The 12,697-nt window shown below is 61.3% G+C and carries 11 protein-coding genes and 1 tRNA gene; 7 read left to right on the forward strand and 5 right to left on the reverse strand.

The features are described from left to right. Positions 1–2 precede the first annotated feature (2 nt). Genes IG627_RS13530 through IG627_RS13560 form a run of 7 tightly spaced genes read left to right on the forward strand, consistent with a single transcriptional unit; the run spans position 3 to position 6,806 of the window. Entirely contained in the window at positions 3–2,834 is a 2,832-nt protein-coding gene (locus IG627_RS13530; protein ID WP_193192898.1) for a phage tail-collar fiber domain-containing protein, read from the forward strand. Then, the gene (locus tag IG627_RS13535; protein ID WP_193192899.1) at positions 2,827–3,438 is read left to right on the forward strand and encodes a hypothetical protein; all 612 of its coding nucleotides are present in this window, start codon (positions 2,827–2,829) and stop codon (positions 3,436–3,438) included. Before IG627_RS13530 ends, IG627_RS13535 begins: the two co-directional genes overlap by 8 nt. Before the next feature lie 36 nt (positions 3,439–3,474). After that, on the forward strand, positions 3,475–3,663 hold the full coding sequence (locus IG627_RS13540; RefSeq protein ID WP_193192900.1) for a hypothetical protein: 189 nt from the start codon (positions 3,475–3,477) through the stop codon (positions 3,661–3,663). A 9-nt stretch (positions 3,664–3,672) separates the two neighbouring features. Continuing rightward, a complete protein-coding gene (locus IG627_RS13545) occupies positions 3,673–4,578 on the forward strand; it encodes a hypothetical protein (protein ID WP_193192901.1) in 906 nt (301 codons plus the stop codon). Continuing rightward, the gene (locus IG627_RS13550) at positions 4,575–5,132 is read left to right on the forward strand and encodes a baseplate complex protein (protein ID WP_193192902.1); all 558 of its coding nucleotides are present in this window, start codon (positions 4,575–4,577) and stop codon (positions 5,130–5,132) included. Before IG627_RS13545 ends, IG627_RS13550 begins: the two co-directional genes overlap by 4 nt. Next, entirely contained in the window at positions 5,119–5,829 is a 711-nt protein-coding gene (locus IG627_RS13555; protein ID WP_193192903.1) for a hypothetical protein, read from the forward strand. Before IG627_RS13550 ends, IG627_RS13555 begins: the two co-directional genes overlap by 14 nt. Further along, positions 5,805–6,806 (forward strand): hypothetical protein, encoded by a 1,002-nt coding sequence (locus tag IG627_RS13560; protein ID WP_193192904.1) that lies wholly within the window; start codon positions 5,805–5,807, stop codon positions 6,804–6,806. Before IG627_RS13555 ends, IG627_RS13560 begins: the two co-directional genes overlap by 25 nt. Positions 6,807–6,918: 112 nt before the next feature. Here IG627_RS13560 and IG627_RS13565 read toward each other — a convergent pair whose 3' ends face one another. The 5 genes from IG627_RS13565 to IG627_RS13585 form a co-directional block, all read right to left on the reverse strand. Then, the gene (locus IG627_RS13565) at positions 6,919–7,659 is read right to left on the reverse strand and encodes a GNAT family N-acetyltransferase (protein WP_193192905.1); all 741 of its coding nucleotides are present in this window, start codon (positions 7,657–7,659) and stop codon (positions 6,919–6,921) included. Between the two features lie 785 nt (positions 7,660–8,444). Further along, positions 8,445–8,520: transfer RNA gene (locus IG627_RS13570), tRNA-Phe, on the reverse strand. Positions 8,521–8,634: 114 nt separating this feature from the next. After that, positions 8,635–8,928, reverse strand: a complete 294-nt coding sequence (locus tag IG627_RS13575) for an oxidative damage protection protein (protein WP_193192906.1) — start codon at positions 8,926–8,928, stop codon at positions 8,635–8,637. Positions 8,929–9,145: 217 nt separating this feature from the next. Further along, entirely contained in the window at positions 9,146–10,267 is a 1,122-nt protein-coding gene (mutY, locus tag IG627_RS13580) for an A/G-specific adenine glycosylase (protein ID WP_193192907.1), read from the reverse strand. 139 nt (positions 10,268–10,406) lie between these two features. Further along, on the reverse strand, positions 10,407–12,485 hold the full coding sequence (locus IG627_RS13585) for an AsmA family protein (protein WP_193192908.1): 2,079 nt from the start codon (positions 12,483–12,485) through the stop codon (positions 10,407–10,409). Positions 12,486–12,697 lie beyond the last annotated feature (212 nt).

Here is a 12,697-nt window from a genome sequence, read left to right on the forward strand (position 1 = left end):
ATATGCCAGCCATTGTAGACAGCGGCGCGGCCTACATTGCCGCCAAGACCGGCGCCAGCCAGCCGGTGCAGATCACCGATCTTGTGCTGGCCTATATCGCCGGGCTGGACCACACCCAGCCGGTGAACCTGGCGGAAACCCTGCCGGATGCCGGGGATATCGTGCACCAGGCGCCTGTCAGCCAGAGCGGCTACCTGTCGCCGGATAAGGTGGTTTACTCGCTGGCGATGGATACCAGCGTCGGCGATTTCACGTTTAACTGGCTGGGCCTGAAGGCCTCGGACGGCACCCTGGTGGCGGTGGCCTACCTGCCCGACACCATCAAGACGGCCAGCGGCGGCGGGGTGCAGGGCAACAACATCACGCGCAATTTCCTGATGCAGTTTGCCGATGCGCAGCTGGCCACCGGCGTGAGTGTGCCGGCGGAGACCTGGCAGATTGACCTGTCCGCTTACCTCAACGCGATGGACGCGCGTGAACGCCTGAGCAATCGCGATATCTACGGCGCGGGTGCGTTCTTTGAAGGCGGCTGGGAGCTGCTGAACAACGCCGGCAGCTACGAGCTGCAGCCGGGTATCGGCTATGTGGGCGGGGTGCGCATCGTGTGCACGGCGCCCGTGGAAGTGGAGGCGGGCGCACTGCCCACGGCGATCTCCCTGGACGTGTCCCTGCAGAAAAGCGGCGACCAGGTGGTGGCGGAGGTGACGCCGGTACGCGGCACACCGGCGGACTATACCGATGGCAGCGGCGCGGAGCATTTCGTGGTGCAGGTGGCCGATATCGACAGTGGCGGCGTGGTGATCGATCAACGCCTGGTGTTTGAGGCGCCGAACGGACTGGCGAAATATCTGCTGGATCTGATTAAGTCGGGGACTGCGCACAATCACGATGCTCAGTATCTGGGTAAGGACGCCACGGCGAAGGATTCGGAGAAAGTCGGTGGTATTGAGTCCGAGCGGATTGTGTCCGGGGTCAATGGCACAGGCACGACAACGATTATCGATAGTGAAAACGGGTGGAATTCACTGAGTAAGTCCGGCTTCTATGATGCAGGATCTTCCAGACCCAATGGCCCGGATGATGGCTCCAGTTGGCACTGGGGGTTGCATGTAGAGCACCGCTACGGTGGATATGGCTGGGATATGGTCAGCTCCAATAATAAAAATCCCACCTGGTATCTTAGAGGTCTGGCCGGTGGGGAATTTGGCAGCTGGCATGAAGTCATTACCAGCAAGGGCGGGCAGACACTCTACGATTTTTTGAAGATAGAACATGCAGGGCCAATTCTTGTATTTGAAGAAACCGACGCGAGCGAAAATAACAAAAGATGGAACTTAAAAGCTGGCAGTGAGCGATTTGTTTTCCAGGCGATCAATGATGCGGGCGGCGGAGGTGGTGGTCTCTTTGAGATGTACCGCAACGGCAACAACATTACCAACCTGGTTGGCAAGAAATCCGCCCAGGAAGTGTTTAATCTGGACATCTGGAATAAGACACTTTGGCTGGACGGGTCCATCAGTGCCGTCGGTTCAATCGTGTCCGACGGGGATATTGAGTTAGGTAAAAACAATACCAGTCGACTTTATGGCAAGCGGCAGAATGGCAGTTCATTGCTGCTGTCGCATGTTTCCAGTGCCGACAAGGCTGTATTCGGATCTACGACTGACCCGACCACGATCCAAAGCAGTGTCCCAGTTCAGTTTTCGAACGGCTCGGCAACTGTGGATCTGCTGCACTCAGGCGGCGGTCAAGTCGTTGATACACCTATCCTGATCAAGGGTACCCACGACCCGGATGCAACTGGACCTAGTCATTTGGCTCAAGGTCTGTACGTAGCGGAATTGGGCACGACACAAGGTGCGAGCGGCAATCCTACGCTTACTGCAGCAATTATTGGTTCGCATAGTTCATCTAGACAAATTGCTCTGTCAGTTGACGTTGATGGCTACCAGTGGGGCAAGCGGGTGCATAGCAACGCCGGCACCTATGTATGGGAATCCAAGGTCAAACAGGCCGACAACGCCGGCACGCTCGGCGGCCAGGACAGCGCCTTCTACCGCAACGCCAGCAACCTGAATGCCGGTCAGGTGTCCACCACGCTGATCCCCAACCTGAGCGCCGGCAAGATCACGTCCGGAATTCTGGGCGAGGGCCGGATTCCGGATCTCGACGCCAGCAAGATCGCTACCGGCATTCTGCCGCTGACCCGCGGCGGCACCGGTGCGGCCACGGCGGCCGATGCGCGCAGCAATCTCGGCTTGGGAATCCTCGCCACGCTGAACAGCCTTTCCGCAGAGGACGTGGGCGCACCGCCCGTCGATCGCACCATCTCCGCCAGCACCGGGCTTTCCGGTGGCGGCTCGCTGGCGTCCAACCGGACACTCTCGCTGACCAATATTGCTGCAGGCAGCTCTACTAAGGGCGCGCTCTACTACAACGGCACCACCCGCTCCGCTGGGCGCCTCTACGGCGGATCGACAAACCCGTCGTCCAGTACTCGCCTGAACTACGACGGCTACCTGAATGCAACCCGCTTCTATGCGCGCTCCTCTCGCCGCGCCAAGCATATCGAACGGGTGGACGCGCCGGCCGAAGCGCTGCGCCGGGTGCTGGCGATCGGCAGGAAGGGGGTTTCTGTCGGCCACTACAAGTCGGACCAGAAGCATACCAACAGCCGTTGGCTGATCGCGGAGGATGTGGCCGAGGTGTCGCCCGAGGTGATTCTTTTTGACGGCCGCGGGCGCCCGTCCTCGATGGACTATGACAACCTGATACCGGATCTCTACGCGGCGGTGTACCAGCTGGCTAAACAGTTGGAGGCTGCCAGTGAGTAATCTGTTTGCGGGGTCAACCGACCTGGACAATATCTTCGAGCCGCGCGGCAGCTTTGCCAAGCGCGCCGATGTGGGTATCTACAACGGCAGCACGGATATTTCCAACCTGTATGCGCCGGTGAGCCATGGCAGCGCGGCGGCTAACACCGGTATCTATGCCGGCTCCACGGATATCGGGCAGCTATTTGCGGCCAAGGGATCGGTTAGCTATCACAAGGCGCCAATCTGGACGGCTGGTGATTGGGCGAGAACAGATAAGCCTTCGTCCGCGGCAACCACTGGTGTGAAGTTCAACACCTCCGGGAGCATCGACTTGTTTGAGAGCGGCACCGACGGAACATGGTTGCCGAGCGGAGAGAGCAATGCGGATTATGAGGTCAAGTGGGTCCGGGTTAGCGGGGATTCATCCTCTGTTGTTAATGGGCTGAATGAAAACTCCTATTACAACTTGGGCAGTCTGCGACAGATATGGATCACGGACAGCTCGGGCTCGACGACTGATGTCTCAATTACCGTTAGATTCACATTGCGCAATGTAAACGACACCTCGCTGTCCATCACCCATGACGTAACCATGACTGCCAGCTACGAAAATGTAGGCTGATAATCAACGGAGAAAAAAATGCAAAAACAACCAACTATGAAGTGCCAACAGAATATGGAATTTATTGAACAGGCGCTGATTGACTACAGCAATACCCTGCCGGCTTCCGCCCGCGCAGCTTTTGTGCCGGTGGCCCAACAGTACCTGACCGCGGTGATCGAGGAGCTGTCAGAGCCGGACGCAGGGACAGTCGGGGTCTACCCACAGCCCCCGGCCGAGGAGTAACAGCGACCGATGGCCTGGCAGAGCGCGGCGATCCAGTTTCCGCCCAGCGCCAAGGCGCTGAGCGATAGTGTCGACAGCACCCTGGCCCAGGGCCGCGGTGAAATCGACACGGCGCTGTCGCGCCTTGGCGACGTCAGCCCGCAGTTTGTGAAAAACCCCACGGCGGCCACCGCCCAGGGCAGCGCCGCCGCGCAGAATAACCTGGTTGCGTTGTTCGGCGTGGACCTGCGCCTGCTGGTGGTGCACCCCTACCAGGAGGGCGTCGGCCAGGGCACCGGCTACAGCCGCCACCTGTCCGCGCCCAATGCGCAGCTGGCACTGGCGGAAAAGCTGGGCGATGCCTGGGACACCCACACGCCGGCCGGCACTCTGGAGGCAGTGGCGGTGCTGTTTGCAGAGCAGACGCTGGAGGCCTTTGCGGCCCGCCTGGCGGCGATCGGCCAGGCCTTCCCGGTACCGGAGCTGCGCATGGCGGAGCGCCGCACGGATCACCTGCTGCGCCTGGAAGCGGAAAAGTCGGTACTGCCGGGCGCGCCCCTGGGCGGTCACTGGCGGCCGCGGCACCTGCAGCAGCTGCTGCCGGCGCGGGCGTCGGCGGGCAGTATCGGGGCGGAGATCGCCTGTGCCTACGGCTATGAAGTGGAAAATACCGATCCACTGGCGGAGCTGCAGAACCTGGCGGCAAAGAAACAGACCCACCTGGATGCGGTGCGCGCGGCGACGGAGAACCTGGTGGCGCAGTTCGCGGCCAGCGGGCCTACCTGGTGCCTGTCTGCCAGTGGCAGTGCCCGGGAAGTCGCCGAGCAGATCAAGGCGGCCGGTCCCTATGGCCATGACCATGTGTTTGCCACCGCGCTGCTGTTTGTCGGCGCGCCGGGGGAGCTGACCGCGCTGCAGGAGATGTTCGGGCTATGAGACTCAACGATTTTATTTTGCGCGGTAGCGAGCGGGTGGTGCACGGCCGCCTGCGCATCGAGACGGAAAGCCTGGGGGGTAACACCAGTGCCAGCGATCGCGCCAACAACGGCATCAAGCCCAAGGCGCTGGTTGTCTCCCTGGTAATCAAGTTCGATGCCGCCGAGCACCTGCGCGAATTGGTGCGCGTGGTGGAGGCGGTGGACGGCAATGGCAAGCTGGTGGTGTACGACATCCTGGACGATACCGCCCAGGCTATGGGCGTGCGCCAGGTGCAGTTCTCCGACGATTTCAATGTGCGCCAGATGCCGGGGCAGAGTGCCTGGCGGATCAATTTCACCCTGCAGGAATATTTGTCGGTACCGGAAAAAATCGAGCAGCGCGCGCAGGCCCAGGAATCCGAAACCCAAAGCGCGGACGGCCAGCAGGTGGTGGACGCCGACAGTGGCGAAGAGCAGAGCCAATCACAGGAATACACCGGCGTGGAAAAGGTACTGAAATGGGCCGACGATGCCCTGGCGCCGAGCGCGGAGGAATCCGGTGCGACTGCATAAGCGTTTGAGCGTCGCCGGCACGCCATTGCCATTGGTGGATGAAGATGTGCGCCTGGACCTCTTCGCGCCCGGGCGCGCGGCCTTTACCGTGCAGAGCGCGGTGTCGGTCACCGGCCTGGTGCAGCTGGACCTGGGCTATCAGCTCGACGCGCTGCAGCGCTTCTTCCTGGGCTATGTGGTGCGCTGCGAGCTTGCCGGCCCCGGCCGCTACAAAATTTTCGCGCGCGAGTTCACTGCAGCCCTGGCCAGGCGCCTGCCGCTGGCGTTGCGCTATGTGACCCTGCCGGAAGTGCTGCAGGCGGTGGCGTCGCTGACCGGGTTGACCTTTATCACCGGCCGTGAAGCCTACACCGCCGCCAAGGCCCCGGCTTTTTACAGTGCCGGTACCGGCTACTGGGCGCTGGATAGCCTGGGCACTGTTTACCAGGTGCCGCAGTTTATCTGGCAGCAACAGGGAGACGGCAGCGTTTACGTGGGCAGCTGGACGGAAAGCTTCTGGAGCGGCCGGCCGCTGGATCTGCCGGCGGGCTGGCAGAAGGAGCACGGCGTGGCCGGCCGCGCGAAGATTCCCTGCATTCCGCGCCTGAGGCCCGGTGTGTTGCTGAATGGCAACTACCTGACCAAGGTGGGGCTCAGTGGCAACTTTATGGAACTGACCTGGAGTGCGGACCCATGGACCAAGCTGTCGCGCGCCTGATCGACCGCAAGCGGCCGGAGCTGGCCAGTCGCCTGCACCTGCCGCTGTTGGCGCGGGTGGTGGCCATCAGCGACCCGCCGCGGAAGCCGGAGCTGTCGGAGGACTTCCGCCCGCGTTACGCCGCGGATGTGCAGCTGCTGACCGAGCGGGGCGAGGTGGACGAGGGCCTGCCGGTTTTTCGCAGCGTGCCGCTGCCACTGCACTACGCCGGCGCCGAGCGCGGCACCTTCGCATTTCCAGAACCGGGCACGGTGGTGGAGCTGGCCTTTGCCTACGGGCTGCCGGACCAGCCGTTTATCCGCACGGTACTGGCCCGCGGCGCCAGCGTGCCGGCGCTCGATCGCGAGGAATCGCTGTGGCAGCAGAGCGAGGCGGTGCGGCAAAAGGTGGATGCCGGTGGTCACTGGCAGCGTGAAACCCACGGCGATATCTGCGAAAGCTCCCGGCGCCGGGTGCTGGCCGCGGCGGAGCTGCTGGCGGAGTACGGCAGCGAGCACATCCAGGTGGGCGAACACTCGGTGGAGGAAATCGCCGGGGTAAAGATCATCGAGGCCCTGGGCGCCCTGCGCCTGCTGAGCGGCGGCAGCGCCAACCTGTCAGCCCTGGATAATCTCAACCTCACCACCGCGGCGGATATCAACAGCACGGCCGCGCGCGATCAGAAGACCTGCGTGGGCAATGATCTGCGCGAGCAGGTGGGCAATATCGCCGAGCGCATTGCCAAGCTGAAACAGGTGGTGAAGGTGGAGGCCGGCGGTACCGTGTGGCTGGGCAATGACTCGGACAATGTGCTGCAGCTGCTCAGCGACCTGATGGGTGCGGTGAAAGCCATCGCCGACGACTTGGCCACCCACAAACACTTGGGCGTCACTCCCGGCAGCGGCAAAACACAGGCCCCGGAATCCGCCAGCACCTATACCGGTGCTAGCGGTGATGTGGAGTCACTGAAAAGCAAGCTTGACAACATGACTGAATAAGCCAGAGGAGAAGAAGCTATGGTGGACCGTATAATTTTTTGCAGCCTGACTATTTCAGTATGCGGGGCTATTGCTCGGTCTTGATGCAGTGGACGCGGAACGGCCCGTTGACCTAAATGATCTGACCTTTACACCACCGCTTGAGCTTACCTAAGAGACTACTCGGCCTTGTCTCGTTGGTTTGTTTTGGCTGGCTATCGGGTGGCGTATCCAGCATTTTTTCGGAATCCTGCGTGGTGGTGGTGTGCTTACCCAACGCAGGCTTACTTTTTTTGGATTTTGATTGCGGAGCCCTATTTTTTGCGGGGCGCTTCTCAAGTTCTCGGATGCCAGAATCTATAATACCTAGCAGCTTGAAACCTAGGCTCTTCAATAGCCGAAACATGGACTTCGAGGCGGGATAGCATCGAGCATACAATGTGAGTTCCGGAGGGAAGTTGAACATAAATAGCTTCAGCATATTCCGGCCATGACCGCGGCCTCTATACTCTTCAGATATCCCCGCGGTCAGAATCTCCCACTCCTGGTTCCCGCTTCCCTCATGTTTTTCGGCTATCTCTATAAATCCAATATTTCCGAGGTGCGGACTGCCATAGATCCAAAGAGCTGTTTGTTTTCGCTCTACTCCTCTGTCAGTTTGAACAGGAGTCCCAATTCCCTGCGTTAAATTGAGAAATGCCTCCCTCTGGCCCTGCTCGTAAGGCCCGAATAACAAGCCCGAAGTGAAATGCCCTAGAGCTGCGCCCCTCATCAACAAGGCCATCACAAATTCAACATCCTCTGGCTTCGCGCTTCGGAGAACTGCATCCCTGAAATGGGGCTTATCCCTGATTTCCTCTAAATACTCATCCATAGTGGGGGCCTGGGTCTTTCTGATTTCCTTTCAACTCTGTTCACATCCTGCCAGGAAGAGTCAAAGCTGGTTTGCAGCGTGAATACTACCAGGATCTACTAGCTTGGCGCTTCTCTGATTACTTTTTGTACGCGTGAAGGGACCGCGGTCACTCCTCCCCACGCCTGCCGGTTTTAGGCGCTTTATTGATCAGTGAAATTGCAATTGCTCCCCGTCGCCCGGGCCGCGCGGGGTTTCACAGCCTATCACTTTTCACAGATTGAAAGGCTGTGAAGCAGAATGAACAAAACTTTCAGGTGCTAAGACTGGTCAAAGTGAGTAAAGACGGGCTTTTCAGGAAGCACGTTTGTAACAACTATGGAGGCCAAGCAATATGGATCAGCACATCGATATAACACTGCTAAAAGTCCCGGTGTCGACCCAGAAAGAGTTCGCCAAAGATGTGGGTCTAACTTTGAGTGCTGTTCGCAATCAGGTAAATAGGGGGTACTTACCAACCATCAAGATTGGTCGACATCGAATGATTAACTTGGTGGAACTCACGCGGATGTGCATTAAGGCTGCGGCATCCAACCAAGCAAATTGAAAGACCCAGAAGAGGTCTAAACGAAGGGATCACCGCGGAAAAATGCTCAGCGCTAGGAGAGACGGGGTTGTGAGGAAAGTTCAGTTAAAAAATATTAGGTGGACGGATTGTGGACGGTCGAGTTAATTTTTGCGTCAAATAAGAATAATACCCAAAAGCGAAAAACCCGCGAAAGCTAGTGCTGACGCGGGTTTGAAGATGGTGCCCAGAGGCGGAATCGAACCACCGACACGGGGATTTTCAATCCCCTGCTCTACCGACTGAGCTATCTGGGCTTTGCGATGTTTCCGGGCTTCCCGGCGTCGCGAGGCGCGTATTAAACCCGCTCCCCGGGGCTGAGTCAAGCCTTTGATTGCTAAATAGTTTTCGTGTGAGTGAGCGCTTACTTTTTAGGCGTCTTTACCCTCGCTGCTGTCGCCTTGGGGCACGAAGCCCTCGGCCTCGTCGTAGGCCTCGCCGCTGAGGAATTTCTGCATCTGCTCGCCCAGGTAGGCGCGGCTGGAGGGTTCCATCATGTTGAGGCGCTTTTCGTTGATCAGCATCGTCTGGTGGGCCATCCACTCCTGCCAGGCTTTCTTGGATACATTGTCGAAGATGTCCTGGCCCTTGGGGCCGGGGAAGGGCGGTGCATCCAGGCCTTCCATTTCCTGTTGGTACTTGCGGCAGAATACGGTTCTGGACATGGGGGTCTCCGTTTTCGAGTCGGGCAATTCTTGCTGTAGATGCTCTGTTCCGAATCAATCGTTAATTCGTTCGTCATGCCGGCGCAGGGCTTGATCCGGTAGCGGTATCCAGCTCGGTGGCACCTGGATGGCCTGCACCGGAATGACGACATCCTCTGTAGGGCGGCCGTTGGCCGCAAATGCGGAGCTGGAGCTCCGCGGCCCCGGGGGAGCGTCTCTAGGGCGCCGGGGACTCGGCCAACAGCGGCGCCTGTAGCGCCAGCAACTGTTTGGCCAGCTTGGCGATGGGTGCCGGCAGTCCCAGTTCCTGTGCCGCGCGGGGGCGGTTGAGTTGGCGCAGTTTATACCAGCCGCCGCCGCTCTCTGCCACCTGGGCCGGGATTTTTGCAAGCTGCACCCACACCGGCGCAATATCCAAATGGAAGTGGGTGAAGGTGTGGCGCAGTTGTGGCAGCCCCTGTACCTGTTGCGCAGACAGGTCACGCACGGCCAGCCACTCCTGCGCGCTGGCTTCACCGCCGTCGTCCTCTTCCAGTTGCGGCGGGCACCAGAGGCCGCCCCAGATGCCGCTGGGCGGGCGCTGTTGCAGGAAGATTTCGCCGTCGTGTTCGAGCAGCAGCATGGTGGTGGTGCGCACAGGCTTTTCTTTGCGCGGTTTCCTGCCCGGGTAATCCTGGGGGTTGCCCTGGGTGCGCGCAATGCAGCTGTCTGCCAGGGGGCATTCGTCGCAGCGCGGCCTGGTCCTGGTGCAGAGGGTGGCGCCCAGGTCCATCATCGCCTGGGTGTAGTGGTTGCCGCGCCCGTTTTTATCGCAACTTTGGGGGGTGTAGGTCTCGGCCAGTTGCCAGAGTTTTTTCGCTACGGCGGCCTGCCCGGGCCAGCCGTCCACGGCGTGGAGGCGGGCCAGCACCCGCTTGACGTTGCCGTCCAGGATGGGCCCCTTGAGGCCCATGCTGATACTGGCGATGGCGCCGGCGGTGGAGCGGCCGATACCGGGCAGCCCGGCCAGGGCCTCGATATCGCGGGGGAATTCGCCGCAGTGATCACTCACTACTTTCTGTGCGCACTTGTGCAGGTTACGGGCGCGAGCGTAGTAACCGAGGCCACTCCAGTGGGCGAGCACGTCGTCCAGCGGCGCTGCTGCCAAGTGCTCCAGGGCCGGGAAGCTGGCCATAAAGCGCTCGAAGTAGGGTATCACCGCAGCGACCTGGGTCTGCTGCAGCATGATTTCCGAGACCCAGACGCGGTAGGGATTGATGTCCTGTTGCCAGGGCAGGTCCTTGCGGCCGTGTCGGTCGAACCAGTTCAGGACGGCTTGTTGGAATTGTTCTGGGGTCATGGTGTTACTGCTGGATTGGTGGAATGGCGGCCTTTGGCCGCCCTGCCGAGCTGGACCTTCAGCTGCTCGCTAAAGAACTCGGCGTTCCCGGGGAGGGGCGGCCTTCGGCCGCCTGCGGGGCTTGGGCCTTCAGCTGTTGTTAAAGAGCTCCGCGCTCCCCGGGGCAGTCGCGTTTGAACAGGCCTGTGAATTTGTCCTTTAACTCGTCGACCTTCTCTTTGACCTTGCCGCCGTATTTCTTCTCGGCCTTGTGCTTGAGTTCGTCGCGCAGCAGGTCGTCGAGGCGGCGGCTGTCGGGTTTGCAGCTGCCGGCGCCGGCGTCGGCGAAGCTGTCCTTGCAGCGCAGCGGCAGCGGGCGGTTGCGCCAGCGGTCGTTCTTGACGGTGCAGCCGTCGGCGGAGGTGCGGCTGCCGACCAGGGCCAGGCCGAGGGCGAAGTCGAATTCCTGTTTCTCCAGGTCTATCTCGCCGTCGCCGGTCATGGCGATGTTCTCGATACCGGCCAGGATTTCCTGGATGGTTGCCTTGTTGCCCTCGACGGCAATATTGGCGCGCAGGTCCTGCAGGCGGGTGCTGGCGGGCCAGTCCCGCTCAGGCAGCGCGGTCTTCTCGGCGTAGCTGACCAGTTGGCACATGCCCTTTTCCAGGTTGAAGGGCGCCAGGGCCAGCTGGTCGCTGGACAGTTGCACCGCGGCGCGCAGGTTTTCCTGGAGCTGCAGTGTGTCGGCGCCGCGGGTCTGCGCGGTCCAGTTGATACTGGTCTTGCCGGACAGCTGCACTTTGTTGCCCTGGTTATCGCCGGGGAAGAGCGCCTGCTGCACCTTGGAGATCTCCACATTGGCGAGCCCGCCGCTCAGTTCGGCCACGGCGGACTGGCCGCGGGCGTTGAACTGGCCGTTGCTGCTGAGTTCGCCGCCGTAGAGGTCGGCGGTCAGTTTCTGCAGTTGGTAGAGGCCGTTGTCGACGGTCAGCTGCAGCTGTGGCCTGTCCACCTGCAGGTCGACGGCTTTAACCTGCTCGAGGGACAGGTCCAGGTTGGCGTTGAAGCCGCGCATGGCGGTCAGCGGCAGGGGCGCGGGCTCGGCCGGTGTGGCCGGGGCTTCCGCTGCTGTTTGCTCTGCCTCGGGTGCCGGGGGCGGCAGATAGTCGTCCAGTACCAGGGCGCCGCCACGCAGGGTCAGGTCCAGGCCGGGCATTTCGGCGTTGCGCAGCTGGGCGCTGCCGGCGAAGACGGTGTCGTCCAGCTGCAGCTGCAGCGGGGTCAGGTCGAGCTTCTTGTCGGTGCCCTCGACGCTGGTCTCCAGGCTCAGCTTCTGCAGCACATCGCCGCTCTGGGTGACCAGTTCAGTACCGGTGACGGCGAGCCAGGGGCGCAGCGGCTCGACATCGGCGTTGACGTTCATCTGTATCTGCCACGGCTGCTCGGCGGCGCTGCGGCGCACGTGGCCGCGCAGGTGGATATTCGCCGCGGCCTCGCCGCTGGAGAGTTCCAGTTGCAGCGGCTGCAGGCGCAGGCCGTTCAGCCCTTCGTCCAGGGCCAGGGTGCTGTTCAGGGCCAGCTGTACAGGTTGCTTGAGGGCGCTGCCGCTGATCCGGGCGCTGGCCTCCACCTGGCCGGGCTCGCCGCCGGGCACCAGGTTGTCGGCGGCCACGCGCAGCTGCTCCACCGTGTACTCGGTATCGTTGCTGGCGTCGCGGTAGTTCAGGCGGCCGTCTTCGATGCGCAGTTTTTCCAGGGCCAGACCGAGATCCTGGCCGGCCTTGTCAGCGGGCACCTCCAGCTTCGGCGGCTGCTCGGCCTCCACTTTCTTTTGTGCCTCCATGGCATCGGTGAGCAGCTCCCAGTTGCCGCGGCCCTGTTCGTCGACGCTCAGGTCTATCTGTGGGGCCATCAGCAGGATTTCCTGCGCCTCTATACGCTTCTTCAGCAGCGGCATCAGTGCCACACCGACGGCGATCCTGTCGGCGCGCACCAGCGGCTGCTCCGGCTGTGGCAGCGGCGCCAGCTGTACGCCCTGCAGTTCCAGGGCGATATTCGGCCACAGCTGCCAGCCGATATCGCCATCCAGTTTCAGGGCTATGCCCTGCTTGGCGGCCAGCTGTTCCAGCTGCGGCTTGTACTGATTGACATCGAGTCCGGCCAGTAGCCAGGCGACGGCGCCGGCGAGCAGCAGGAAGATGACGAGCAGGGCGATAAAGGTGCGCTTGATCCAGGCCATGGAGTGATGAGTCCCTGTTATTCGTGATGGGTGTGCTGGGAAAGCCCAATCCTAAGATACCGGGCCGGGGCCCTGTGTTCCCGACGGGAGTCGATCCCGCGGGGAAGCTATCCGCGTATTGTAGGAGATTCGGCCCCCGCCCCGGTGGGCGGGGGCGCCCGGACGGGGTATTGAAGCAAGTGGGGGCCCGAAAAAAAACCGCACGCCGGCGT

Source organism: Microbulbifer taiwanensis, assembly GCF_014904815.1.
GTDB lineage: Bacteria > Pseudomonadota > Gammaproteobacteria > Pseudomonadales > Cellvibrionaceae > Microbulbifer > Microbulbifer taiwanensis.